18 protein-coding genes are annotated in these 26,193 nt (G+C 58.5%); 1 reads left to right on the top strand and 17 read right to left on the bottom strand.

Annotation, left to right across the window (positions count from 1 at the left end; genetic code table 11):
• Nucleotides 1-60: 60 nt before the first annotated feature.
• The gene (locus tag FHR96_RS17420; protein WP_183389001.1) at nucleotides 61-2,445 is read left to right on the top strand and encodes a glycosyltransferase; all 2,385 of its coding nucleotides are present in this window, start codon (nucleotides 61-63) and stop codon (nucleotides 2,443-2,445) included.
• Nucleotides 2,446-4,535: 2,090 nt separating this feature from the next.
• Here the strand turns inward: FHR96_RS17420 and FHR96_RS17415 are convergent.
• From FHR96_RS17415 to FHR96_RS17335, 17 genes are all read right to left on the bottom strand, one after another.
• Entirely contained in the window at nucleotides 4,536-5,558 is a 1,023-nt protein-coding gene (locus FHR96_RS17415; protein ID WP_183389000.1) for a phytanoyl-CoA dioxygenase family protein, read from the bottom strand.
• Nucleotides 5,559-5,564: 6 nt separating this feature from the next.
• Nucleotides 5,565-6,665 carry a glycosyltransferase family protein gene (locus FHR96_RS17410; protein ID WP_183388999.1) on the bottom strand — a complete coding sequence of 367 codons (1,101 nt, stop codon included), beginning with the start codon at nucleotides 6,663-6,665 and terminating at the stop codon, nucleotides 5,565-5,567.
• The gene (locus FHR96_RS17405) at nucleotides 6,658-8,085 is read right to left on the bottom strand and encodes a cytochrome P450 (RefSeq protein ID WP_343066375.1); all 1,428 of its coding nucleotides are present in this window, start codon (nucleotides 8,083-8,085) and stop codon (nucleotides 6,658-6,660) included. The genes FHR96_RS17410 and FHR96_RS17405 overlap by 8 nt, the downstream gene beginning before the upstream one ends.
• Nucleotides 8,078-8,383 carry a hypothetical protein gene (locus tag FHR96_RS17400; protein WP_183388998.1) on the bottom strand — a complete coding sequence of 102 codons (306 nt, stop codon included), beginning with the start codon at nucleotides 8,381-8,383 and terminating at the stop codon, nucleotides 8,078-8,080. The genes FHR96_RS17405 and FHR96_RS17400 overlap by 8 nt, the downstream gene beginning before the upstream one ends.
• Nucleotides 8,384-8,428: 45 nt before the next feature.
• Entirely contained in the window at nucleotides 8,429-10,507 is a 2,079-nt protein-coding gene (locus tag FHR96_RS17395) for a glycosyltransferase family 2 protein (protein WP_221195869.1), read from the bottom strand.
• A gap of 227 nt (nucleotides 10,508-10,734) precedes the next feature.
• Nucleotides 10,735-12,135, bottom strand: coding sequence for a hypothetical protein (locus tag FHR96_RS17390; RefSeq protein WP_183388996.1), 1,401 nt, complete (start codon nucleotides 12,133-12,135; stop codon nucleotides 10,735-10,737).
• A gap of 502 nt (nucleotides 12,136-12,637) precedes the next feature.
• Entirely contained in the window at nucleotides 12,638-13,792 is a 1,155-nt protein-coding gene (locus FHR96_RS17385) for a polysaccharide pyruvyl transferase family protein (protein WP_183388995.1), read from the bottom strand.
• A complete protein-coding gene (locus FHR96_RS17380; protein WP_183388994.1) occupies nucleotides 13,792-14,814 on the bottom strand; it encodes a hypothetical protein in 1,023 nt (340 codons plus the stop codon). The genes FHR96_RS17385 and FHR96_RS17380 overlap by 1 nt, the downstream gene beginning before the upstream one ends.
• A gap of 25 nt (nucleotides 14,815-14,839) precedes the next feature.
• Nucleotides 14,840-16,219: a glycosyltransferase gene (locus FHR96_RS17375; protein WP_183388993.1), complete on the bottom strand. Its 1,380-nt coding sequence runs from the start codon at nucleotides 16,217-16,219 to the stop codon at nucleotides 14,840-14,842.
• A 14-nt stretch (nucleotides 16,220-16,233) separates the two neighbouring features.
• Nucleotides 16,234-18,129, bottom strand: a complete 1,896-nt coding sequence (locus FHR96_RS22700) for a glycosyltransferase (RefSeq protein ID WP_183388992.1) — start codon at nucleotides 18,127-18,129, stop codon at nucleotides 16,234-16,236.
• Nucleotides 18,130-18,174: 45 nt separating this feature from the next.
• On the bottom strand, nucleotides 18,175-18,723 hold the full coding sequence (gene rfbC / locus FHR96_RS17365; RefSeq protein WP_183388991.1) for a dTDP-4-dehydrorhamnose 3,5-epimerase: 549 nt from the start codon (nucleotides 18,721-18,723) through the stop codon (nucleotides 18,175-18,177).
• A gap of 103 nt (nucleotides 18,724-18,826) precedes the next feature.
• On the bottom strand, nucleotides 18,827-19,735 hold the full coding sequence (rfbA, locus tag FHR96_RS17360; RefSeq protein ID WP_183388990.1) for a glucose-1-phosphate thymidylyltransferase RfbA: 909 nt from the start codon (nucleotides 19,733-19,735) through the stop codon (nucleotides 18,827-18,829).
• Nucleotides 19,736-19,995: 260 nt separating this feature from the next.
• Nucleotides 19,996-20,880 carry a dTDP-4-dehydrorhamnose reductase gene (rfbD, locus tag FHR96_RS17355; protein ID WP_183388989.1) on the bottom strand — a complete coding sequence of 295 codons (885 nt, stop codon included), beginning with the start codon at nucleotides 20,878-20,880 and terminating at the stop codon, nucleotides 19,996-19,998.
• Nucleotides 20,877-21,956, bottom strand: coding sequence for a dTDP-glucose 4,6-dehydratase (gene rfbB / locus FHR96_RS17350; RefSeq protein WP_183388988.1), 1,080 nt, complete (start codon nucleotides 21,954-21,956; stop codon nucleotides 20,877-20,879). Before rfbB ends, rfbD begins: the two co-directional genes overlap by 4 nt.
• 321 nt (nucleotides 21,957-22,277) lie before the next feature.
• Entirely contained in the window at nucleotides 22,278-23,858 is a 1,581-nt protein-coding gene (locus FHR96_RS17345) for a glycosyltransferase (protein WP_183388987.1), read from the bottom strand.
• Complete coding sequence (locus tag FHR96_RS17340; protein ID WP_183388986.1) at nucleotides 23,858-24,409, bottom strand: hypothetical protein; 552 nt, start codon at nucleotides 24,407-24,409, stop codon at nucleotides 23,858-23,860. The genes FHR96_RS17345 and FHR96_RS17340 overlap by 1 nt, the downstream gene beginning before the upstream one ends.
• A gap of 88 nt (nucleotides 24,410-24,497) precedes the next feature.
• The gene (locus FHR96_RS17335; RefSeq protein ID WP_343066374.1) at nucleotides 24,498-26,153 is read right to left on the bottom strand and encodes a glycosyltransferase family 2 protein; all 1,656 of its coding nucleotides are present in this window, start codon (nucleotides 26,151-26,153) and stop codon (nucleotides 24,498-24,500) included.
• Between the last annotated feature and the right edge of the window lie 40 nt (nucleotides 26,154-26,193).

The following is a 26,193-nucleotide window of genomic DNA, read 5'->3' as shown; positions in this document are numbered from 1 at the left end:
TGGCCGATTTTTTTACGTCTATCCCCCGGATTCCAGTGCTGGATCAGGAGCGTCAACGCCATGAACATGATCAACGACACCATGAAAGGCCGGCCCAGTTCCCTGCAAGACACCGTCAATGAAATTCCCGATCTCCTCCAGCAGGCGCAGCAGGCGATGGCCGAAGCCGACCTGGAGCGCGCCGAAACACTGATCGATGAAGCCTTGCGCCAGCCATCCCGGCAGGCAAGGCGGCTGTGGGTACGTGTCGCCCTACAGCAAGACCGACTCGAGAGCGCACAGGCTCGCGTCGCAACAATGCTGCAAGCCGACCCCAGAGACCCTGTGCTTCGAGCGCTGGAAGCGCAGATACAACGAAGGGAGGGCCACCCTCGTCAGGCACTCCAGATAATCAATCAGGCTATCCCGGAATGGCCCAAGAACATTCAACTGAAGCTGCTTAAACTCAGGTTTCTGCAGGATCTTGGGCGTAGCCGACCAGCCTTGGCGCTAGTACGCAGGCTGCGTCGTCGCTGGCCTGAGCACCCAGGGGTGCTGATGGCAGTGGCCCAGTTCTACCGCGACCACGGTCACTTCAGGGCAAGCCGCCTCGTCCTCGAGCATTTACTGGCCCATCATCCCGAACACCAGCCCGCACGCCTGCTGAATCGTGCCCTGACTTACAGCAGGACGAGTGATGACACGAATGCTCCACTCGCCGAGCTCGTAAACCAACTCGCCCAGCGCGACGAGCTATCACAGGCGGACACCGGCGAACTGCTGCACGCCATCAAACTGTGTCCACTCCAGAAAGAGCTGATCAAAGGCTGCCAGGACGGCCTATCTCGGTTGGACAGCCAACTCGACATGATGAAAGAGCAGGAGAAATTTTTGCTATTCAGCCAGGCGGAGCGCTTCGGCATGGCCGACATCGCTCACCGAGCGCTCGAGGCACTGCTCGAGACAGGACCTCGCTCGCCCCAGGTAGCACGTCGCCTCTTCCTGAAGGCCATCGCCTGCGGCGTCAGCGAGCACGACATGCTCATCTCGCGTCTGCTACGCCATATTGCCCCGGACAAGCGGGGGCTGCTGGAAGCGGAATTTCTCCTACACACGCAAGGGCCAAAGGACGCCTGGGCACGCCTCATGCAGGAGCACCGCCCGCGACGCTCACGGGTCGAAGTCCAGCAGCTGGTTCCCCTGTTGAGAACGACTCATGACCGCGCCCTGTGCCTGCGCTATCTACGCTTCTGCCGTCGACGCTGGCCAAGGGATGCCGAGCTACGCCTGCAGCATGCCAATTTATTGGTGGAAGCAGGCTATCCTGGACGTGCGCTCTCCGTCTTGAAGGCACCCGTTCCTGCCAATAAGCGCCTGCTCAAGGCACGAATTCGAGCAAGCTGCCTGCTGGAAACCGGGCAGATAGATGCCGCAAAAGCCGAGATGGAGAGGGTCGGTCACTATGGCGAAGCTCAAGGAGCACTCCACTGCCACCTCGGCATACTACTGATGCTTGGCCACGAAGAGGACGCTCAGGCGTTTCTCGAGCAGGCTCAACGAGGCAATCAAAACCAAACCGTCACATCAGGACATTTTTCGATCTCGTCACTCGGTATGCAATTGAACGACCTGAAAATGTTTCACCGTGAACAAGCCTCTCTGACATCTCTCGCACCGCAGTCTCCCGGCAAGCACGACGCCTACCTGGTCGCCCACTACGTCTATCCGGCCAGGCAGGTGATTCAGCGCAACGTCAGGTATAAAGTGGCCGCCGGTGAGCGTGGCACACGCCACATTCCTCGCCGAGTGGTGCAGTTCTGGAACGATCGACGACCGCCTCATAGCGTGGCGGAGATCATGCAGTCCTGGTCATCCGTGCCCGGCATCGACTATCAGCGTTTCAACACCCTGATGGCACGCGATTTCTTGAGACATCACCTGGGAGCCGACTATGAGCGCGCCTTCCGGTTGGCCAACAACATCGCAGAAAGCGTCGACTTCTTTCGCCTCTGCTACCTCCGACACCACGGCGGCATCTATGCCGATGCCGATGACCGCCTGTCCGGTCGACTAGAGGCCCTGATCCCCCCCGATGTGGGGCTGGTGTGCTTTCGCGAGAACTACGGTGCACTCGCCAATAACGTGATCATCGCCGCCCCGGAACACCCAGCCATCGTGCTGGCATCGGAAATGGCCCTCGAAGCCCTGCTGGCACGAGACAACGAAAGCACCTGGAGCAAGACAGGGCCCGGCCTGCTGACGCGAGCGGTCGCCAGCCACCTGCTTCGCGGCAAGCCCGAGCGCCCCGAACAGCGCGTGGCCATCCTGCCGAGTTACCTGCTCCGCCGCCAGGTTCACATTCACATCCCACTACCCCACAAGAAAACCGGCCAATACTGGAACGCGGCCAACACGACCGGAGTCGATCTTCGCCCCTTCTTTTCGGATCATCACAAATCAGCGTGAAGCCATTTCCAAGCCAATGAGGCATGGTGAAAGCGACCTTCGTGGGAGCGCTGCTCCGCAGCGCGATCCGGCGCGCAGCGGCGGCGAGAACGGCACCGCTACAGGATCTACCCCGGGCGCCTCGAGGCGCCATTCGGCCAATGAATTGGCCTCCCACGAAGACCTGTACGGTGGCTCAGACTCGCTGAGGGAGCGCCCTTCGCCCAATGAATTGGGCTCCCAAGAAACCCTGTGCGGTGACTCAAACTCGCTGAGGAAGCGCCCTTCGTGGGAGCGCTGCTCCGCAGCGCGATCCGGCGCGCAGCGGCGGCGATAACGGCACCGCTACAGGATCTCCCCCGGGCGCCTGTCGGCGTCTTTCGCGCAGAAGATCCGGAACGCCGGACCGTGCGCTCCCACCAAACCCTGTGCAGTGGCTCAAACTCGCTGAGGGATGCCCTTCGTGGGAGCGCTGCTCCGCAGCGCGATCCGGCGCGCAGCGACGGCGATAACGGCACCGCTACAGGCTCTACCCCGGGCGCCTGTCGGCGCCTTTCGCCCAATGAATTGAGCTCCCACGAAGACCTGTACGGTGGCTCAAACTCGCTGAGGGAGCGCCCTTCGTGGGAGCGCTGCTCCGCAGCGCGATCCGGCGCGCAGCGACGGCGATAATGGCACCGCTATGGAATCTCCCCCGGGCGCCTGTCGGCGCCATTCGGCCAATGAATTGGCCTCCCACGAAGACCTGTACGGTGGCTCAGACTCGCTGAGTGATGCCCTTCGTGGGAGCGCTGCTCCGCAGCGCGATCCGGCGCGAAGCGGCGGCGATAACGGCACCGCTACAGGATCTCCCCCGGGCGCCTGTCGGCGCCTTTCGCGCAGAAGATCTGCGCTCCCACGAAACCCTGTGCAGTGGCGCAAACTCGCTGAGTGCTGCCCTTCGTGGGAGCGCTGCTCCGCAGCGCGATCCGGCGCGCAGCGGCGGCGATAACGGCACCGCGGCAGGATCTCCCCCGGGCGCCTGTCGGCGCCATTCGCGCAGAAGATCCAGAACGCCGGACCGTGCGCTCCCACCAAACCCTGTGCAGTGGCTCAAACTCGCTGAGGAAGCGCCCTTCGTGGGAGCGCTGCTCCGCAGCGCGATCCGGCGCGCAGCGACGGCGATAACGGCACCGCTACAGGATCTCCCCCGGGCACCTATCGGCGCCATTCGCGCAGAAGATCCGGAACGCCGGACCGTGCGCTCCCACGAAACCCTGTGCGGTGGCTAAAGCTCGCTGAGGGAGCGCCCTTCGTGGGAGCGCTGCTCCGCAGCGCGATCCGCCGCGCAGCGGCGGCGATAATGGCACCGCCACAGGATCTCCCCCGGGCGCCTATCGGCGCCATTCGCCCAGTGAATTGAGCTCCCACCAAACCCTGTGCAGTGGCTCAAACTCGCTGAGGGATGACCTTCGTGGGAGCGCTGCTCCGCAGCGCGATCCGGCGCGCAGCGACGGCGATAACGGCACCGCGGCAGGATCTCCCCCCGGGCGCCTGTCGGCGCCATTCGCCCAATGAATTGAGCTCCCACGAAAACCCTGTGCAGTGGCTCAAACTCGCTGAGGGATGCTCTTCGTGGGAGCGCTGCTCCGCAGCGCGATCCGCCGCGCAGCGGCGGCGATAATGGCACCGCTATGGGATTTCCCCCGGGCGCCTGTCGGCGCCATTCGCCCAATGAATTGAGCTCCCACGAAACCCTGTGCAGTGACTCAAACTCGCTGAGGGAGCGCCCTTCGTGGGAGCGCTGCTCCGCAGCGCGATCCGGCGCGCAGCGGCGGCGATAACGGCACCGCTACAGGCTCTACCCCGGGCACCTATCGGCGCCTTTCGCGCAGAAGATCCGGAACGCCGGACCGTGCGCTCCCACGAAACCCTGCGCGGTGGCTCTGATCCGAAGAGCCTGCCTTTCGCCAAAGACCACCCTCACCCACCAACGTTATGGCACATGAAACACCTGGGGCCATAACGAAAACGGCCACCGCTGACGCTATTCCCGACGGGAGATAACGTCAGCGGTGGCCGTGGATATTGGCACGATTGTTTCGCGACGTGATCGCGATCACGCCATGCGGCTATTCCTCCCTGGCGATCGAGCGTTCCACCCGATGCCAGGATGACTGATGCCCTTGCGCGGCCGCACGCGCATCCTCACGCTGTCGCATGCGCTGCAACACGCGGTACTGCAACCGATTCAGCGCCTCGAACCCCAAGCCTGGCAAGGGGTTGAACGGGTTCGTGCGGCTCATGCCCCAGATCGACAGCCGCGAGCTTCCGGGTTCGGCCTGGCCGCGCGCATGCACTCCAAAGGTGTTGGCAATCAGCAGGGTGTTGGCCGGTACCTCCATGGCCTCCGGCGGTGCGCTCCCCAGGCTGGCCGCCTGTTCTGGCGAAACCCGGAACGAGCCGCGCGAGGTGTAACGATTCTGGTGATTCCGCGCCTGCTGGCTCATGGTGAATTCCCACTTCAGGCGCGCCTTTCCCGGGCGATGGGAGCCGGGCACAAAGATGAAGGAGCCGTTGATCGCCGAAACATCCTCCAGATACAGCCAGAACTTCATGGTTGGCTGGAAGGTATCGACGTGCAGATGCTTCTGGGGGTCCACTGCGCCGTTCCGCTCGCCATTGAGCACTTTCTCGACGTGGCAGATGGGCATGCGCAGGTGCCCGGCGCAGTAGCGCAGCAGTCGCCGAAAACGCCGCTCCCGAAACAGCGCCGCCGTCTGCGGCATCTCCGCCAGAACCTCCGGGGCGAGCAGCATGCGCCGGGTACGCGCATCTCCCTGGCAGCACTGGCGCACCTCTCCGCGTGCGGCCGTCACCTCTTCCACCAGCGCCGCGAAGGCCTCGGGAGGCAGGAAGTTCTCCTTCTTCACATAGCCCAGGCGCTGGTACTGGTCGCGGTCCTCACGCGGCACGCCCCAGCCCAGCATGGCCATTCTCGCCCGCATGACGCCATAGGCGCTGGCCACCCGCGCCACATGCAGCCCGCAGCGATTCAGCCGCCGGCTGCCAATCACCGGGTTGGCGACAAAGGACTTGCTGCCGGTGAACAGCTCGCCAACCCACAAGGGCCAGCGCCACCACGTCTTGTTCATCGCTTGCTATATCCCTTCCCGGTCCTGCTGACATGCCGATCCTTCATGTATGTCTCTCCTATCATGCTTGCCCTGTTCGCCCAACGACTGCCAGAACACCGCTGCCCGAGCGGGATCGCCCAGTTGGCGTGCCGTCTCCGCCGCGGCATCGGCCATTCGACGTGTATCCTCCGGATGATTCAACAGCAGGCTCAGGCAGCGATGCCAATCGGCGGGATCATCATCGGCCAGCAACCCATTCACCCCATCCTGCACGATAACGGTATAAGGATAACGGCGGCTATAGATCCCCACCCCGCCCATGGCGGCAATATCCAGAAACTTGATCCAGGACTTGCCGCGGTTGAACGGCGTATCCCAAAGCGGTGCCAGGCCGATGTGCAGCCGCCGACGACGCTGATAGCGGCGAAACGCCGGCCAGGCCAGCGGAGCCGGCGTGGTCACCCCCTCGAAGGAAGCCAAGCGCTCTGGCGCATGCTCTCCCAGCATGATCTCCAGGCAAGCATCGCGGCGCGTTTCCATCAGCATTTCCAGCGCCGGCATCATGTATTCGAGGTCCTGCCGGTGCGCCCGGGTGCCGTGAAATCCGATCCGCCAGGGCTTGGCCTGCGTAGGACCGACCCCGAAATGCTCACGCGACGGCAGTGGCGCAATCAGCGGTGGCGGCAAGACCCGCACCTCGGGCGTCCATCCCGAGAGGCGATCGGCCAGCGCCTCGCTGCAGGCCACCGCGTCGTCGGCCAGATCCAGCAGCCGGGGCTGCAGCGCTACCGCCGAGGCCATTCGCTGCCGATAGGCCTCCGGCAGCGTCTCATCCTCGGCCGCCGCCGCCAGGTCGTCATCGATCAGATAGACGATGTGGCCGAAGCGCTCCCGGTGGTTCTCCAGCCACGTCACCCAGCCAGCAGGCAGCGTTCGGCACACCACGAGATTCGCCCCGAAGCGTCGCCTGACCCGCAGGCGCGCCGCGGCGGTGCGCCAGCCACGCACGTCGATACGCTCGACCACCATGCCGGAATCACGTAAAAAAGGCGCGACCGACTCGAGGAAGTAGATATCCTCGGTCGGCCGCGCCCCGTCGCTCAGCACCAACCAACGCTCACCCATTCATTCGCGGCTCCAGATTTCGCGGCTCCAGATACATGGGCAGCCCACCCGCCGGGCGCAGCGTCAGGCGGCATTCGATGCTCACCTCATGGCCCGGCACCACGCGCGGGGTGAAACGCTGTGCCAGCGTGGCCAGGCACAGGATGCCCTCGTACAGCCCGAAGCGCTTGCCCAGGCACACTCGCGGCCCGACGCTGAACGGCAGATAGGCGAACTTGTCGATGCGCGGCGCCCCCGGCAGGAAGCGCTCCGGCCGAAAGTGGTCGGGCGCGTCCCACAGCTTGCGATGACGATGCATCAGCCACGGCAAGGCCAGCATGATCGTGCCGGGCTTCACCTCTCGCTCCTGCACCACATCGGCCGCGCGAGCCTGGCGGCTGAGCAGCGGCACGGGGGGATACAGGCGCATGGCTTCCTCGAATACCGCGCGGGTATACGGCAGGTCGTCCACGTCATCGAAGGTCGGCGTGCGGCCACCCAGCACCTCATCCAGTTCCTGCTGCAAGCGCGCCATGGCCTCGCGATCGTGGTCCAGCAGGTACCAGCTCCAGGCCAGCGAATTGGCCGTGGTCTCGTGACCGGCCATGAACATCACGATCGCCTCGTTGCGCACCGCCTGTCGCGCGAACGGACAGGCCGCGGCCTCTGCGGCCGAGCCCTCCATCTGCTCCATGAAGCTCGCCACCAGGCTGAAGCGACGCTCGCCGGAAGGAGCGGCCCGGCGCTCGATGATGCGATCGATCACCTCGTGAACCTGCTGCGCCGAATAGCGCGTGCGCGCCTTGCGCCGCGGATTGCCCAGCAGCTCGAGGAACGGCAGGCCCAGCGTGCTGGCGAGATCGAGCTGGGCCACGTGGCGCTGATACTCGGTGAACCCCGCCACCACCTGCTCGGCCTCGGCGTCGGTGGTGTCATCGCCGAAGATGCTGCGCCCGATGATGCGTGCGGTGAGATGCGCCATCTCCTTGAGCATGTCCACGGGCTGCTCGGCCGGCAGCCTCGCCCAGTGCTGGGCGGTCTCCTCCGCCGACGACGTCATCACCTCGCTGAACGACGGCAGCAGGCGGTTGTGCAGCGCCGGGGCGCACTGCTGGCGGCGTTCCTGCCACAGTTCGCCGTCGCTGACGAAAAGCCCATCGCCCAGCAGCGGCGCCAGGGCCTGGCGCATCTGCGGACTCTTGCGGTCGTAGTTGTCGTGCTCCTTGAGGAACACGCGCCGTACGCTATCCGGCGAATTGCACAGCACATAGTCCTGCTTGCCCAACGAGAAGCGCAGCGAGCGAACGCCATAGTCACGCTCACGCCACACGGACAGCAGGTTGCGGTTGGCCATGCGGATACGCTGCCAGATGCCCTGCTCCGGATCGGCCATTGGCACCGCGACCGGTGCCGGTGATGCCATCACGGCGTCGTCAACCACGTTTTACTCCTTTCAAGGGCAGCCAGTTCCTGACCGCCAGCGCCAATAACACGCAACCGGCCAGCGGCGCCGCCACATCCAGAACCGAATCCATGTTCCAGTGATACACCAGACCGTAGTACCAGGGCACGGCGTTACCGCCCCCGCCCTTGGCTTCATGCTGGGCAATCTCGCGCCCCAGGAACACCGCCACCGACATGCCAGCCGCTGCCCAGCGCCCGAACACCGGCCACAGCAACAACTGGATGCCGATACCGATGGTGAAATGCTCCAGGTGGGTCGTATTCAGTTCGAACATGGGAAAGACCGCCCACGGTGGCGTGATACCGTAAAGGGATAGCCGCTAGCGTAGGGAAAAATCCTCATGCACTAGCGTCAGATTAGGGTTGTAAGCCGGATCCTGATCCAGCGCTTCGCCCCAGGTACGGCGCATATAGTCGGCTTCGGAATTCGCCCTGGCACGCTTGGTCGGATCGTCATCGGCGCCGCGAGAGATCGACTCGTGATGGTAAAGCTCGGCATAGGGTGTCCACAGATTGCGATATCCGGCTTCGCGCACCTTGAGGCAAAAGTCGACGTCGTTGAAGGCCACCGCCAGGTGCTCCTCATTGAGCCCGCCGACCGCCTCGAAGACCTCACGACGCACCAGCAAGCAGGCGCCGGTGACGGCCGATAGCCCATGCGCCAGATGCAAGCGGGTGAAATAGCCCGGCGAGTGCCGACTGAAATACTTGTGGGCATGCCCGGCCACACCGCCGATGCCCAGGATCACGCCGCCGTGCTGAAGCGTGTCGTTGGGGTAATACAGCTTGGCCCCCACGCAGCCGATCTCGGCGCGGCTCACCTGACGCACCATCTCGCACAGCCAGTCGGCGTTGATCGGTTCGATATCGTTGTTGACCAGCCCCAGGATCTCGCCCCGGGCATGACGCGCACCGAAATTGTTGATGGCCGAGTAGTTGAAGGGGTGGTTCCAGCGCAGCACCCGGACCCGCTCATCGCGCTTGGCGACTTCCTCCATATAGGCCAGCGTGTCAGCGCACTCGCTCTGGTTGTCGAGGATCAGCACCTCCAGGTTCGGGTAGTCGGTGCGCTCGAGGATCGCATCGACGCAGGGCTTGAGGATCTCGACCCGGTCCCGAGTCGGCACCAGCAGGCTCACCAGCGGCGCCGGCGACGGCAACGGCCACTGCACGCGGTAGGTGTTCGCGAAATGGCCATGTCGCACCCGCGCCTCCGGCGCATGCGCTTCCAGGTAAGATGCCACCGCCCTCAGGCCGGCCTCGCTGGTGTAATCCTTTTCTCCGCTGGCCAGCGCCGTGGAGCCCTCGCCCGCCCGCCAGTGATACAGCACATGGGGCACGTGCACGATCTGCTGCGCCTCGAGCCGCGCCGTGCAACGCAGAGCCAGGTCATGATCCTGGCTGCCCTCGAAGCCCTCGCGAAATCCCCCCACCTCACGCATCAGGGAAGTGCGGTACACGCCCAGGTGCGAGAGATAGTTCTGGGCCAGCAACAGGTCGGGATTCCACTGAGGCTTGAAGTGTGGATCGATCCGGTTGCCATCGTCGGCAATCTTGTCTTCGTCACTGTAGAGCACTCCCGCATCGGGATGACGATGCAAGGCCTCCACGACGTGGAACAGTGCCGCCTCAGACAGGCAGTCGTCGTGATCGAGCAAGGCGGTAAACTCACCCTCGGCCATCTCCAGCGCCGTATTGCTGGCCGCACAGATATGGCCGTTGCGTTCGCGTATCGCGACGCGAATGCGTGAATCACGCTCGGCATACTCCGCCAGCAGCTTGCCAACGTCCGGGTCGGTGGAGGCATCATCCGCGATGCAAAGTTGCCAATGGGGATAGACCTGATCCAGCACCGAGTCGAGGCACTTGCGAAGCCACTCGATGCGAGGGTTATACACCGGCACCAGGATCGAAATCAGCGGCTGACGAGGCAGCTTGTCGATGACACGTCGCATCCTGTAAGGCCCCAGCTCGCGGCGCGTTTTCAACCACTGGGTGTAGCTGTGACGAACCGTGCGCCGCTCGAAGGTCGCTTCATAGTGCTCCAGCGCCAGGTCACGCCAGTGGCAACCGTCTTTCCGAGCGTGATGCTTCAGCGCCGTAATGACATCGTTCTTGGTCACATCTCGCCAGCGGAAGTGCATATTCGACAGCCGCTGCGCGAGCCGGTCCTGGGCAAACCAGGGGGTCAACCAGGCAATACGCAGATGCTGCAGGGTGAAGCGCCCCTCACTACCCATGGGATCGAAGCGCAGCGCCTTGAGCCGCTTGGGAACGTAGAACATCCGCTTGGTCACTCGGCCACTCTTGAGCGGCAAGTAGATGCTTTCTTCCTCACTGAAACCATTACCGGTGTCAAGGTAGAGCTTCACCGCCACGCTGGGCTGATCATGGTCCATCGCCACTTCGAGCATCTGCCAGCCGGGTAATGGCAGTCGACGGCGAAGCAGAAACTGCGGATCAGCACCGGTCGCCTGCCAGTCAAAACCCGTGTCTTCCGCATTCTCTCGGCGTAGCTCACAGTGGGGGGTAAAGTAACGGGACGGCAAGCGCACCAAGGGCGTATCGTCCAATCGATCGGCCAACCAGCGTGAGCCTTGAACCAACCACCAGTGCTTCCAAGGCTTCATTGATCACTCGCTTCAGCAGTACGATCCGTCAAGGCCGTGAGTCCGGTCTCTCTGCTCTGCAACTTTTTCTCGATGCGTGCCTTGATATTCTGGATGCCAAGACCCGTTGGCCGCTTTTGCAAGGCGCGCTCGATGGCAAACAGCGCATCCTCCAGCAGCCCTTGCCGCTCCAGCAGCACCGCGAGCTCGCGCAGGTAATCCGCCTCACCTGCGTTGTCCTTGTTCAGCGTCTTGCGCTGATGTTCGGTCAGCCCTGGCGTCGGTTTCTCACCGGCGGGTTCACTGAACTCGATACCCAGGATGTCCAGTAGCTTGCAGAACGCATAATCCTGCCGCCCCTGATCACGAAGCTCCACGGCACGCACACGGATTTCCTGCACGGCCTTGGGAGCATCCGCTTGCAGCGCCGCCAGCGGTGCTCTCAGGTCCAGCACGCCAGCGCCGGCGGCACGCCCTCCCTCATGTGGCAGCTCGGCAGCAGCCTTGAGTTCGGGGAATCTTTCCACGACGGGGGTCATCTGCTTGAGCAGGTGCTGCTCCAGGCGCTCGCGCATCTCCGTGGTGAGATCGGCAACCGTATAGCCGTACTCATCTTGAGCGCGATCAGAGTAACCCTGGAGGCTCCAGTCGACTTGATGAGCCAGACTATCCGGCGCCTCTTCCAGCACGGTATTGAGCAGTCGCTTGAGCTCCAGTGCCGACTTCACGTAACTGCGGTTGGTGATTCCTTCCGAATGTTCCAGCAGCGAGGAAACGTCCTCATCTGAAATACCCAAGACTTGAAGGAAACGCCCCTGTACCGGTGCTCCACCCGAGCTTGGCGACTGGTAGGCCATGAAACAACAGTTCTCGTCGCCGAACGCCTCGGCCCACTGGAGCAGGGGCAAACCAGCCAGGTGCCCCGCTGACCGTCCCAGAAATTCAGGCAACAAGTCACCCAGCCGACGAGTACTATGATGGCGCTTGATGCCCTGATTGTGATTGGCCAGAAGATAATCCACTGGATGTCGCAGAAAGGCTATCACCTTGACGCGCAGCCCCTGGCAGATCTCTGCCATCGCCTCGTGCTGGCCATAAAAGGCCTCAGCGGACAGCATCAGGGTCGCTTGATGCCCGCGTGCTTCTTTCAGCCAACGCTGGAAAGTGGCACCTGCCTGCTCCTGCTTCCCACTTAATAGGGGGCCAGCCACTTGGGTATGCCCCCCCGACACCCCATTGATATCCAGGGTATGCTCGGGGTAGTAATAACCCAACGCCAGCAGCTTATCGCGGTGCGAAACACAGAAACGCTGAATGGCCGAAGAACCACACTTTGGCGCACCAATATGTAACACCACATCAACTGGATCGCCGGTCTTTGTGGAAGAACGCAGAGTTCGAATCACACGTTTGATCATGTAGATATTCAACCTAAAATAATACAGCCAGCACTATGCGTTACGTTAGTCGCCTTACAATTACACCCGACCGATCATTCCTATCAGCATCAACCACAACTGACAACACTATAATATGTCGCAAAATTAATCTAGCGAAGCCTGAAATCACTAAAAGCAACAATACTTGACAGAACTCTCACAGCCAGGTCTTTCTTATGATTGAAGGAAAAATACGCACCTGATAAAAACACGACCTAGCACACCAATAACACATTACAAAAAATTCACCCTTAGCAAAAAAAGTCACACTGAGACGCACTTAATGCCTAGGTGGGAAGGGATATCAGGCTCAACTGACGACAAGCGACCTCACCTCCGCTCTATATACTCATAGCTACGTTCGCATTATTTTCACCCAGACGAGTAGACACGCAGGCCCATCCCCGCAAACGTATAAATCTTAGTCATAAAAAATTATTTATATGACCTCCTAAAATCTCCAAAGAGTTAGCTGAAGGGTTTACTTACACACAGCAAGCATATGTTCCGAAGGGGCCACACCATTACTAACAAGAAATCTTTTCATTTTTCTAGCAAGGCGCTTTCGATTTTCATCGAACTGGATATAATCCCAAGACCTAAATTCCGACAAAATATCATCAAAACTAATGCCATCATGATAATTAGCAGCATCAACATGGGGCACCTTCATAAACTCACATAACTCTTTTGTCCTACTATCTATGCATAAGCATAATGCAGGGGTGCCTGCCTGAATTGCAGCTTGGACACCGTGAATTCTAGTTCCAACTACAAAACTTTTCTTAGACATTTCGAAAAGCCATTGAGGAACAGAAATAAAAACTGAAGAATGGTATTGGAACCAGCTTGGCAATAAATCTAAGTCAACATCCGGAAGCCAAGCTGTTTGAATATCTTGCAAAACTTTCTCCGGCACACCATCGCCCCAGCCACTGGACAATGAAATCAAATGCTTGGGGTTCTGAACGACATAGCTGGAGGACCTACCTTTTATAAGCTCAATAAGGCTTTGCTCTAACTTTGCCAAGTCTCTCCGATTGTAATTTCCAGCAGTCACGCAAATTCCATCACGCAACTGAGACCTTGTCAAAGAGTTGAATTTATTAAATAATTCTTCACCCAAGCTATCGCTTGGGTTAATGAAATTAGACTGACAACCCGTAACTTCGACACTATCTTCCAGACCAAGCTTTTTTAATAACTTATAAGTAAAGACACCTCTTACAGCTATGTTTTTTCCGCCACAAGACAGGTCTGCAGCTTTTTTCAGCCAACGAACACTCCCTTCTGGTATCTCATTAAAATGGGAAACTTTAGAAGATGAAAACTGTGACCCCAACCCTAAAACAACCACAGGAACATCAACATCATTCAAATTTGGACCTTTATTTGATAAATCAACATGTGTGCCAAGGTGGTTAGCCATCGGAATAATCACACCACCACACTTATTGTCTTTGCTGGCTCCTTTTAACGACCAGTTGTATTTTTTTGGGCTAAGCTTTACTATTTTTTCCGCCGCATAATGGAAAAGTAAGTTCCCAGAATTCATTGAAAAACTTGACCGGAATTCGTCAATATTTTTAGGAGCACACAAACTTGAAACATCTAACCCCGCAATACTGAACTTCATCACTTATCCTCCAGAGCTTTAAGCTTCCGTCGCAAACCTCTAATTTCAGCATCGTGCTTAACTAGAGCCATTAGCAACGCTGCAATCAAATCGTCTTGCGAGACGGGGTCTTCAGCTTTGTGCGCGCTAGAAAATTTGAGCGGTGGTTCTCCTGAATCAGCAAGAATCTCATTCAACTTGGTCAAGTCATCTGTGTAACTCTCTGCCAAGTCTTCTGAATCTGAAACAGAGGGCATAAGACTATTATAAGACACCCCTTTTATCTCAGAGTCCAACAGACCCGAGCGTTTCAAAAATGGTTGAAGCTGATCGGGCAGCACCTCGCCTTCGAACTGATTGTTATAGATAGCCCACAAAGTTAGCGGTAATTTCTGAGGTGTTTTATTCTCCAGTGAACGGCTATAACCAACAGAGCTTACATCAACACCGCATAATTCAAGAAACCCTAGAGCCAGATCATTTTCTGAGTCATAGTTTTTGACGATAAAGCTTTCACCAAACAAGCTTCTCCATCTTTTCGCAACAGATGAGAAGTTTATGCCACGACTACGGTGCCATTCATTGAATGACTGAATGCGTCCAGAATAGGTTTTGTGCTTTATACCCCATTGCTTGTAAGCAGACAAAGCCCACGAAACATGGTTTCTAAAGTAACAAACCACCTTGACATCAAAAGAAAGCTCAACACCCAGCTTTCTAACCTCTTCCAATAGATCAAATTGGCCAAAGAGAGACTCATTAGACCAGATTGCAGCTCTCCAGCCATTGCTTATCATCGATGAGATATTAACTCTTAAGCAATCTATCAGCTCAGCCAGATTCTTGGACGGGTTCTTTCTATAGATAGGCCATCCATAAGGCTTTTGCCAACTTGCAGAAGGGTTTTCAAAGCGCTCTAGCATTAACCCCAAATACTTCACACCTTGACTCTCTAGCTCTTTCGAGTGTTTAGCCAAAGTTTTTTGAATTGCCGAACTCCCGGCCTTACCGGAGCCAACATGAACATAGAGTGTAAAGCTCATCTTTTATCCCAAAAAACAAAAATAATTAAAAAAATATCTTCTTGTATTCTTCAGCGGCATCTTGATAACTTAGTGGTTCTTTAACACCAACATAAAACTCCATCCACTCTTCATCTGTCATAAATGCCGCTTTCCTAAGAGTCTCAGCCAAGCTTAACGAGTTACGTGCTTCAAAATGCAGGCCGTCCACACCATGTGTGACCTTCTCTTTCATGCCACCAATATCAGACACTATAACTGGGCGGCCGTTAACGAAGGCTTCCTGGATAACCATAGGTGAGTTCTCCCACCATATTGAGGGGATTATCACCCAGTCGACATTTCGCATCCGCTCACGAACCTGGAAAGGCTCGTAGGCACCGACCCAGCGCAGTGAGCCTTCCTCTATTAGCGTATCGGCCATTTCCATCACAGAGCTTTTAAAGTCATCGACCTGATGCTCGAAGTTAGCCCCATGAATCTCCACAACAAACTTGGCGCGCTCTTCCTCTTCCATGGAGAGCATGGCCTTGAGCAAGATATCGATTCCCTTGAAGGGATTGATTTGGCCAAAGAACGCCAGGCGGTTGCGCGTCGGCTTGTCGGCTTTTAGTCGAGATCCCTTGACCGAAGACTCATCGCGAAGTTTCGCTTCAGCGATGTCAACTCTGTCTTTCAGATCCGCTTCGTCGTTGTCTTCCTTGACTTTCAGTACAGCAGGAAGCGTTCGAGGAGGCAGCTTTTCTTCAGGCGACTGACCATTTTCGATAACGCTGACCTTGTCTTCCGGGATCCCCCACTCAACATAACGCTGCTTCAGAAAATGCGAGGGAGAAACAAAGTGGTCCACATAATCGAAGTGTTGACCAATAAAACTGCGACGGAGCCAGAACTGCTCTTTTGAAAACTCCGGGAAACAGCGATGGCAGTCCTCAAGCGATGAGCGGAAGCAAAGCTTGTTGGATCCTCGCTTAACCATCTGCCCCTGCTGGTGGCAAATCGCCATATATTCATGCAATGTGAGCACCACACGAATATCTGGATCTTCTTCCTTGATCACCCGCAGTAGCTCAATCCCCAGATGAAAATAGTGATGTAGATTGACCACTGTGGGTTTCAGCACGCGAATCAACTGGCGAAAATCATTCCACACGGCATAGCTGTTGGCAGCCTTGAGCAGAAAGGAGTTACCTAGCGACTGCTGCCACAGGTATTCATCTTCGCGACGCAGAGTCAGGGCACCAGTCGGGCCATTGCCGCTGTCATGGCGGGCTATGAACCAGGCCTGCTCGACACTCTCATCATCACGCAGCGCCTTGAAAACGTTGTAGGCAGCAAGTTCACCGCCCCCCAAGGAGAAGTCGGGGTGGCCGTGTGCCATCACTAAAACGCGCGATGGTCTACCCTGGGATGTTACTGAATCCATGTGATGTTCGCTCCTTAACCGAATCGCTGCATTACCGACTTGATCTGTTCTCCCCAGCGCTGCGTATGGCGCCAGGCATTGAAGCGAACCACCAACGTCCGGAACGACGTATCTCCCAGAGAAGAAAACGACTGGCGCTCCAGATGTACAAGTTCCACACCTGGCGCATAGCCTACCTTGTGACCGCCGGCTATTACCTTCAGGCAGAGATCCGAGTCTTCAAAGTCACCGATCAGATAGCCTTCGTCGAGCCCACCCACGCTGTCGAACAACTCCCGAGACATGATCACGCAAGCCCCAGTGACGGCGGGCTTCTCAGCAACCTCTACGCCGTCGGGGACCATGTCGAACTGAGGGTCCAGGCCAGCAAGCGGATGCTTGTTCAGCCATACCTGCCAGGAGCTCGAATAGAAGAACACCATGCCGGCATGCTGCATGCCTCCCTCAGGATTCAGCAAGCGCGCTCCCAGCATGCCGTATTCCGGATGGGCATCCAGAAGCTGACTAAGATGATTGGCCCACCCTGGGCTCGTCGGAAATGCATCACTATTGAGCAGCAGCACCTGCCGACCTCGACTGATGCTCACACCGAGATTGTTGGCACCGGAAAAGCCCCGGTTACGATGCCCCCATATCAGCTTGAAAGGCACATTATACAATTGGTGGAGGTTTTCCACTTCATTGCTGATGGCCGTTAGAATTCGCGGATCATCAACGACATAAAGAATCTCGGTGCTCTCAAGCAGCTCAGGATCCCGCGAAAAGGCTAACAGCTGATGCTCCAGGAAATCCCACCGGTTGTACAAGGGGATAATCAGGCTAAGGGTCGGATCCGAGGGAGGAGTCCCCAGTACCTGTACTTCTGGCTCAGTGCCACTGGCATCGAAGTAGGCCCTTCTCTCCACCAGCAGCTCCTCGATCAGTGCACCTTCCCACCGGTTCAGCCGCTCATCGAATTTCTCAGCCGGTGTGGGTACCGTGAAGGCCCAACGGGCATATCCTTCGGGATCGCTTGAGACCTCTTCCGGCGTGCCGCGAACAGCCTCAAAGGCCTGCGCCGTCTCACGGTGATAGGCCACAAGCCTGAGCACTGCTCCAGGCATCAGGGGAAAAGGCCAAGGCATGACGAACCCCGCATCCACCGTATGCTGGCCAAATTGGGCGCGAAAAAGCTCGACGATATCCTCGCGCTGATAGCGCAGGGCTTTATCCAGCGACTCGACGTTGCCTTCGCTATCGACCAACCAGAGCTCCCAGCCCGGCTGAGCGACCACCCAACCCGCCAACAGGCCGCTGCGCTGGGGCATAATTCCGAAACGATCCAGATGTGCGGACACTTTCAGCGGATCGGGCTCCCGCCAACGTGCTCGCTGCAGAAAGCCTGAGGGGGAATCCGCATCTTGAGGAGCAACTGTTTGCTCTGCTGGCCCAGGGCCAGGCTTATGCACTGAACCCGCTTGGGAAGGCAACGGAGCTGCTGCTGCCATGTCCGCAGCCGGAGCCTGTAAATCAAATAGCCTAGGCTCACGATCTTCGGCCAATTGCCACCCAAGGCGCAGCTGTTGCAATGAAATCGAGGGAATGGAAATCTTGAGCAGGAAGCCGTGGCAATTCAACTGCGAATTGGCATCCCGCATACTCGCCTCTACATCGCTGCGAGGTAGATAGGAGCATGCCATATCTTGCAGCTTGCCGCCTATCCACAGTGTCAATGTCGTCGCGGCAGTACTGGCTTCCCAACCTTCAATGAGCAAAGCGCCTTGCGATAAACGCACGCTGTCAATTTTCAGCGCCGCTTGAGGAGAGCCATCGCGCATAACGACATAGGGCGAAGCCTCAACATCGTGACTCTTGGCGTCTTTGGACTGGACGCTTGCCTTGGTTGATTTTCCTAGCTTGAACACGCTCACGTCCTTTCCGTTATGTTTGAACAGCACTTCTTAACAAAATACATATTAATCAAACATCGGCGCATTCATGAATGACTCTCCTTGTGCATCCTTGTCAGACACACGCGGTGGCCGCCCACTCATCAGCGGCCAATGGATAGCAAGCGTCGGGTCGTCCCAGCGAATGCAGTACTCATCGCCAGGATTATAGTAATCGGTACATTTATACTGAAACTCAGCCTCATCACTGGTGACATAGAAGGCATGAGCGAAACCGGGCGGCACCCATAGCATCTGCTTGTTTTCGGCACTGAGGGTAGCTCCCACCCATTGGCCGAACGTGGCACTGGATTGGCGAAGATCCACTGCCACATCGAACACCTCACCGCGGGTCACTCTTACCAGCTTACCTTGAGGCTTTTGCAACTGGTAATGCAGCCCACGCAGGATACCCTGCTTCGATTTACTGTGATTATCCTGCACAAATTGATAATTGCCGCAGTATTTTTCAAAATCGCTCTGTCGGAATGACTCCATGAAGAAGCCTCGTTCATCACCGAAGACTTTAGGTGTCATCAGTACGACTTCGGGAATGGCAAGTTTCTCGTAGTCCATAAGAATGCTCAGCTGTAGAGTTAGGCAAGAATGATCGGAGCTATGGTCAGGAAAACCACACCAACAGACCGGACAGGTTCCAAGGCCACTATTGAGGAACGAATCATTCCGTGGCTGTAGGGGTCTGCTGCTGCTGGCTTTTTCGCTGGACCAACCGTTTCAGGTATTTGCCGTAGCCTGTCTTGGCCAGACAGGTCGCCTTGTCGAACAGGTGGTCATCACTGATCCAGCCCTGAATCCAGGCGATCTCTTCCAAACAAGCAATCTTGAGCCCCTGGCGATGCTCGATGGTCTGCACGTACTGAGATGCTTCCATCAGGCTATCGTGTGTACCAGTATCCAGCCAGGCGAAGCCGCGCCCAAGTCGCTCCACGTGCAAGTCTCCACGCTGCAAGTAAGCGTTGTTGATGCTAGTAATTTCCAGCTCGCCACGATCCGACGGTTTGACTTGCTTGGCAATTTCCACCACGTCGTTATCGTAGAAATACAGGCCGGTCACGGCATAAGGAGATTTCGGCTCGGTAGGTTTCTCCTCGATGGAGAGGGCCTGGCCTTGTTCGTCGAATTCCACCACGCCAAAGCGCTCGGGATCCTTGACCAGATAGCCGAATACGGTGGCACCATTCGGCTGAGCAGCGGCACGCTTTAGCTGGTCGGAGAAGTGCTGGCCATGGAAGATGTTATCCCCCAGCACCAGGCAAACCGGATCATCCCCGATAAACTCTTCACCGATGATGAATGCCTGCGCCAGTCCATCGGGAGACGGCTGCTCGGCGTACTCGAAGTGCACACCAAACTGTTCGCCAGAACCCAACAGCTTCTCATACTGAGGCAAGTCGTCAGGCGTTGAAATAATCAGTATTTCCCGAATCCCCGCCAGCATCAGCACCGAAATCGGGTAGTAGATCATCGGTTTATCATAGATGGGGAGAAGCTGCTTGGACACACCGTGCGTAATCGGATGAAGACGAGTACCGGAGCCACCGGCCAGAATAATACCTTTACGAGCCATATTCATATCCTTTTGAAGAGGTGGAATCTGCCAGTGAACACTGCGGGCCTATTTACTCTCGAAAACCATGCCCGGCTCGACCTGAACTCCGGCAGCAGAAAGCAGCACTTTTGCGACAGCCACTAGCTTTCTTCAACGCTTCCATACCCCCTGCGCAAACCGCTTGTTATTAACGCAACCAACAGCAACAGCGAAAATCAAAAACAAAGCTGCCAACGATCAGAAACTCATTTCCTTCAACAACTCAATATAGCAAAAAGCTAACGACTAATATGTTCTTCCAGGGTCAGAGCCAACTGGGTGCGCCACTCCGGCATCTTTATGCCCAACGCTTGTTCCAGTTTTTCAACCGAGAGACGCGAGTTCAGCGGCCTCGCCGCTGGCGTGGGATATTCTACGGTGGGAATACCAACCACCTGAGCCGGATTGATCATCAGGGATTCCCCCTGACCTTCAGCTTGATGAAAGATCTCGGATGCGAAGCCATGCCAGCTGGTTTCACCGCGCGGGGCGAGATGATAGATACCGCTCCCCAAACGCGCTGAGAGTAACGGCGGAATGGCAAGCGTACTCACCTGGGCGATCAGGCGTGCCGGAGTGGGCGCGCCTATCTGGTCATCCACGATCTTCAGTGCATCGCGCTCATGGCCCAAACGCAGCATGGTCTTCATGAAATTGTGGCCACGAGCCGCGTACACCCAACTGGTGCGAAACACCAGATGAGAGCAGCCACTGGATTGAATGGCACGATCGCCTGCCAGCTTGCTGGCCCCATAGACCGACAGCGGCTCCGTGGGGCTATCCTCTCTCCAGGCCTCATCACCATCACCGGGGTAAACGTAGTCCGTTGAGTAATGTACCAGGGCAATATGATGCTGGCTGGCATAGCCCGCGAGCTGTTCGGGCAGCGCAGCATTCAGCTGGTAAGCGGCATCACGGGATTCTTCCGCCTTGTCGACTGCCGTCCAGGCCGCGGCGTTGACGATCAGATCCGGCCGGGACTGTTCCAGATACCCCGATACCGCTCGGGCATCACCGAGATCCAACTCATGGCGATTCGGCGCATCGACTTCACCGAGCAACACCAACGTCCTCCGCAGCTCGAAGCCGACCTGGCCCGAACCACCCAGCAGCAAAATCTTCATGTCAGGACTCCCAGGCGTTCTCCCTTGTAGCTGCCATCCAGCACGCGTTGCCACCATTCCTGATTGGCCAGATACCAGTCGACGGTCTTGCCTAGACCAGACTCGAAGGTTTCAACAGGTGTCCAACCCAGTTCCCGTTCGATCTTGCCGGCGTCAATGGCATAGCGAACGTCATGGCCCGGCCGGTCGCTGACGAAGGTTATCAAGCTGGAAGCTGGAAGCTGGAATCTGGAAGCGTCAGGTCGACGCTCATCGACCAGCTTGCAGATGGCTTCCACCACCTCCAGATTGGTTTTCTCGTTGTGGCCGCCGATGTTATAGGTCTCGCCGACCCGCCCTTCCATTGCCACCTTGATCAGGGCACGGGCGTGATCTTCCACATACAGCCAGTCGCGAACCTGCTGTCCGTCGCCATAAACCGGCAGCGGCTTACCGGCCAGGGCGTTGAGGATCATCAGCGGAATCAGCTTCTCGGGGAAGTGATACGGGCCATAGTTGTTGGAGCAGTTGGTGATCAGGGTCGGTACACCGAAGGTCCGCTGCCAGGCACGAACCAGATGATCGGAGCTGGCCTTGCTTGCCGAATAAGGCGAGCTCGGAGCATATGGCGTCGATTCCGTAAACAGATCGTCGGTGCCTTCCAGGTCCCCGTACACCTCATCGGTCGAGATGTGGTGGAAGCGAAACTGCTCGGCCTTCGAGGGATCGCTTTCCTTGAGCGCCAGCCAATAGGTGCGAGCAGCCTCCAACAGCACCGTGGTGCCCACCACGTTGGTCTGGATGAATTCGGCGGGCCCGTCGATGGAGCGGTCGACATGGCTTTCCGCCGCCAGGTGCATCACGACATCGGGCTGGAAGCGCTCAAAGGCATCGTGCATGGCCTTGGCATCACAAATATCCGCCTGCACGAAGTGGTACCGGGGGCTGTGCTCGACGTCTGCCAGCGATTCGAGGTTGCCGGCATAGGTCAGCTTGTCGACGTTGACGACAGTGTGCTCGGTGGAGCGGTTCAGCTCACGGACGACAGCGGAACCGATGAAGCCGGCACCACCTGTGATCAGGAAGGTCTTGGACATGGGCGATAGATTCGAATGGTGAGTGGTGAGTAGCGAATAGGCACGCTACCGCCGACCAAAGCCTCGATGAGCTTCGGCATGGCGATGTTGGGCGCTATCTTAACCTGCATAAATCCTGCGTCACCCCCTCCCCCTTGGAAACGGACAAATCCTGGCATGTCAATGGGATATCGGAGAACATTGTGGTGGAGGGCCTTTCCATGGATACGGGGAGCCCCAGCTGTGGCCAGGCGATGCAGGCAACAATTGCCAGCATCGTGGGGAGGCGTGCAAAACGGGATGGACAGGATTCGCCCGGGGTTGGGACCGAGGCTGAGCCCTCTACCGGGCGGCCACTACCTGCTGGTACAACTGCCAATAAGCCTCGGCCATTTGGGTAGTACTGATCTGCTTGTCCTGCTGCCAGTGCAAGACGCTTTCCGCCGCACAGCGCCACTCCTGTGGCTGTGAAGCCCGTATCAGCGTTTCTGCCGCCGCTTCTGCGTTGAGTGGACTCACTCGCCAGCCACCCCCGCTGGCCGCAAGGCGCTCGCCGACGGCACCGATATCGAACCCCAGCACAGGCACCCCCACTGACCAAAGCTCCGTCAGCGTGTGGCACCAGGTTTCAGGCCACAAGGAAAGCACTGCCCCCAGATGAGGTCGGATGCTTGCCACGTGCGCTGCAAAGGTATCGCGCGCATAGGGGCCGTGAACGATCACATTGGAAGGTAACGGCATGGCTTGGGTCCCTGCCAGGGTGCCCAGTACATGCCACTCCACGTGCGAGAGCTCCGGGTGTTCTGCCAGCTCGAGCAGAACGCCACTACCCTTCGACACCGCGATAAAGCCAGGCACCAGCACGCGCAGTGGGCCATCCGGCTCCGGGCATTCGGCCAGCGTGGCAAGCTCAGTGAAATCCCGACCGTGAGGGATGACCGCGAAGGGACGCGTCGCAAGAGCGGGAAATATCTCAAGCACCAGGTCGCGTGCGGCTTCTGTCGTGGTCACGAAACCATGGCACAGCGCCAATGCCCCGGCGAATTGCTGCTGCCATGAGTAAATACCTTCATGCTTCAGGGCCGGCATCAGCTCGGGCGCCCACAGCTCCTGGGCACATTCACCGCGTGAAGCGGTGCAACGTCCGCCACAGAACTGCTGATTCTCGTCCAGCAGCTTCACCGAGGGGCAAATCGCATAGTAGTCATGGAACGAACACACGACCGGCAACCCTAGCCTGTCTGCCGTCGCGATGAGTCCAAGCCCCTGCCACGCCAGATGCCGTACATGCACCAGGGTCACTCGATACGCCACCAGCCATCGCTCGACCACACGGTCGTACTCTGCCGACACATGCGGCAGAGGCTCCACCGGCTCTTGCAGCCGGTGCGTGGCAAGGCGCACATAGATGCCGGAGTGGAAGAGATAGAGCACCATCTCCTGGCCTGTGCACCTCAGCACCAGGCATTCCGCTCGAGCCTCCACTGCCCGCATCAGATCCTGATTGGTCTGCGGGGTGCCGCCACTCTGAATCGAGAGCACATAGAGAATTCGCTCTCCCTCAGCGGGCGGCACGTCAGTGGCAGGCGATTCCTTGTCCAGCCCCACCCAGTCGGGCAATCCGTTTGGCAACGGTGCTTCCGGCCAGGCCAACGTCCGAGATAAAAGCCGCCCCTCCTGCCTGCCCCACCTCAGGTAGTGCTCCATTGCAGGAAGCTCGGCCGCGCTGACATCGGGGTTGGCCGCCAGATACTCCGCCGGGGAAAAACCAGGGCCAGGGGCCCGCCCTTCCTGCAGGCCGTGCTGCAGGAAGTGCTCCCAAGGGGATAGAGGGCCATCTTCGATATCCGGATAGGTAGTGCGGTACCACTCAGCATCGAACAGGCCGGATGCTTCCAGAGCGTCGGCTAGCTGCCGATGCATCACGCCCCCTCAAGCGGGGGAAAGATACGCCGCCCTTCCTGGCGGCCATGCAGAAGATAGTGGACCAAAGGGTTCGCGCCGGCCTCGGCCACGTCAGGATACTGCTCAAGGTAATAGCTTGAATCGAATTCGGGGCAAGGATGGCGGCCTTCGAAGCCGCCGTAGCGCAGGTAGTGCTCGTGCGGCGCCAGGGCAAACTCTTCGGCAGCACCAACATCCGGATAGGTAGCCAGGTACCACTCCGCATCGAACAGGTCGCTGTCGCGCAGCAGTTGGCTGTGCTGCTGCAGCGTCTGTTCCTGCTCCTCTACGCTGGGCTGCTCGGATGCCGCCTGCCGAGCCGCTGCCTCAGCCAGCTCCTGGCGCAGCTCACTCAGTTGCTGCTCCAATGACGTTTTCTGCGCCTGCTCCTCTTCCAAGGCTTGCGTCACTCGGGCCACTTCATCGAAGCGCTGGGCAATGGCAACCTCACGCTCCTGCAGGCTCTGCTCCATCTCGCGAATGCGAGTTTCCAACTGCTCCTGGGGCACCTGCCCGCTCTGCTCGTTCACGTCACACAACTCCTTGATGAACCCTGTCTTGCATTATTTATCGTCATTCGCAGCCGATGCGGTACCCCCCCACGCCCGCTGCGACGACTCAAGGCAACACCGCCTCCGGCGCAGCAAAAGTCCGTTGTGCCGGCTCGGCGGGCAGATAAAGACGCTCGGGCCGCCCAGCTCCCGCGCGATGCCAAGCCTGGCTGGACTGGCGATAGTCAGCACGAACGCCGCTGAACTGGGTGACCAGATGCGTGGCCCCAACGGCCGTGAGCGAATCCGGCGCCGTCCGCCCGAAGGCCAACGGCACCCGAGGCATCACCTCACCCACTGCCTGGTCGCCGTAGGCGGCGCGAATGCGGTAATAGTACTCGGTATCCGCCTCCACTCGCACCCGATCCCAATAGCCCAAGGCTTCGAATACCCCGCGGCGGAACATCAGCGAGGAGACATTGCGATAGATCCACCCCTCTTCCATTCTCCAATTGCTGAAGATCAGCTCGGGCGTACAGCGTACCCAGTGTGAACAGCAGGCCATCCATTCGGGGTGCGCCTGAAGGCCAGCCAGTTGGATAGCCAACTTTTCGGGATGGGACCAGTCATCGCTGTCGTGCACGGTAATATAGTCGCCGCGCGCCTCGGCTAAGCCACGATTACGCGCCGCATAGGCGCCCTGATTGGACGGCTGGCGAAACACCTTGAAGCGCGCATCTTGCCCGGCGAAGGCCTCAGCCACACGAGCAGTCTGATCGGAGGAAGCGTCATCGACCACGATCACTTCCAGCTTGACCCCTCGCTGTTCGGCGAGACTACGCAGCGCCGTCGGCAAACCCTCTTCGGCGTTATAGGCCGGCACGATGACGGTCAAAAGCGGTGAGCGCGCTTCGCGCTGGTGAGGGGTAAGGCGTGATGAACGATAAGACCGAAGATCTTCTGGGCGTTCGGCGCCGGCAAGCGCCCTGTGGTGTTGCCCTTGTCCAAGGCCAACCAGATTATCCAGGTTCAACCCAACCATCGGGTCGGCCAGCTCGATTTGCGCCAGGCCATGGCGTTGCCATACGTCATTGATCCATGTCAGGCGTTGCCGCTGCCATTCGCCTTGCCGATCGGCGCCGGCCTCGGGGTAAGCCTCTGCTTGCCAGCCCAACAGATTGGCCACCGCAAGCGACGTATCCGCCAGCCCAGGCGCGTGTCGATGTAACGACGCCAAGCGACGCCAGGCTTCGGCAAACTGGCCGCTTCTACCGAATGCCTCCACCGTCAACAATGCCGGCCCCGCATGCTTGGGCAAGCAGCCTTTACCCTCAGGCCGACGTGCCAAGCAGGAGGCCGCCGCCTGCCAATCGCCCTGCCAGGCGTGCCATCGGCCTAGCGAAAAGCCGGCGTAGCTGGCTTCGAGCAGCGAACCATCAGTGAGCAATGCGACCAGTGAACTCAGACACTCATCCACCTGGCCGTGCTGCCCCCAAAGAGCGCGATCCAACCGAACTGCCTCGAGAGCACACGGCAACCGCCCTTCCTGCTCACCGTGGGAAATGAAGTGCAGCAGGGGGCTGATATCCGCCTTCGCAAGATCAGGATACTGCGCCAGGTACCAGCGCGGGTCGAAGCTCGGCCCGGGCCGCCAGCCCCTGGGCTCCCCAACCTGGAGGTAATGTACTTCTGGCGCCAAGTCCGATGTCGCGACCTCGGCATACTGATTCAGATACCAGTCGGCATCGAACCAGGGTGATTGCGCTAACTGCTCGATGCCCACTCCACACTCCTCAGCCGCGCTCCGCTCACTCACCACTCAC

The organism is Halomonas organivorans (assembly GCF_014192055.1).
Lineage (GTDB): Bacteria > Pseudomonadota > Gammaproteobacteria > Pseudomonadales > Halomonadaceae > Halomonas > Halomonas organivorans.
This window is presented reverse-complemented; position numbering and strand designations above follow the sequence as displayed.

Excerpts from the sequence above, each read along its gene's own strand:
- FHR96_RS17420 (WP_183389001.1), top strand. The coding sequence starts at position 61 with ATGAACATGATCAACGACACCATGAAAGGCCGGCCCAGTTCCCTGCAA.
- FHR96_RS17415 (WP_183389000.1), bottom strand. The coding sequence starts at position 5,558 with ATGAACAAGACGTGGTGGCGCTGGCCCTTGTGGGTTGGCGAGCTGTTC.
- FHR96_RS17410 (WP_183388999.1), bottom strand. The coding sequence starts at position 6,665 with ATGGGTGAGCGTTGGTTGGTGCTGAGCGACGGGGCGCGGCCGACCGAG.
- FHR96_RS17400 (WP_183388998.1), bottom strand. The coding sequence starts at position 8,383 with ATGTTCGAACTGAATACGACCCACCTGGAGCATTTCACCATCGGTATC.
- FHR96_RS17395 (WP_221195869.1), bottom strand. The coding sequence starts at position 10,507 with ATGGACCATGATCAGCCCAGCGTGGCGGTGAAGCTCTACCTTGACACC.
- FHR96_RS17390 (WP_183388996.1), bottom strand. The coding sequence starts at position 12,135 with ATGATCAAACGTGTGATTCGAACTCTGCGTTCTTCCACAAAGACCGGC.
- FHR96_RS17385 (WP_183388995.1), bottom strand. The coding sequence starts at position 13,792 with ATGAAGTTCAGTATTGCGGGGTTAGATGTTTCAAGTTTGTGTGCTCCT.
- FHR96_RS17380 (WP_183388994.1), bottom strand. The coding sequence starts at position 14,814 with ATGAGCTTTACACTCTATGTTCATGTTGGCTCCGGTAAGGCCGGGAGT.
- FHR96_RS17375 (WP_183388993.1), bottom strand. The coding sequence starts at position 16,219 with ATGGATTCAGTAACATCCCAGGGTAGACCATCGCGCGTTTTAGTGATG.
- rfbC (WP_183388991.1), bottom strand. The coding sequence starts at position 18,723 with ATGGACTACGAGAAACTTGCCATTCCCGAAGTCGTACTGATGACACCT.
- rfbA (WP_183388990.1), bottom strand. The coding sequence starts at position 19,735 with ATGGCTCGTAAAGGTATTATTCTGGCCGGTGGCTCCGGTACTCGTCTT.
- rfbD (WP_183388989.1), bottom strand. The coding sequence starts at position 20,880 with ATGAAGATTTTGCTGCTGGGTGGTTCGGGCCAGGTCGGCTTCGAGCTG.
- rfbB (WP_183388988.1), bottom strand. The coding sequence starts at position 21,956 with ATGTCCAAGACCTTCCTGATCACAGGTGGTGCCGGCTTCATCGGTTCC.
- FHR96_RS17345 (WP_183388987.1), bottom strand. The coding sequence starts at position 23,858 with ATGCATCGGCAGCTAGCCGACGCTCTGGAAGCATCCGGCCTGTTCGAT.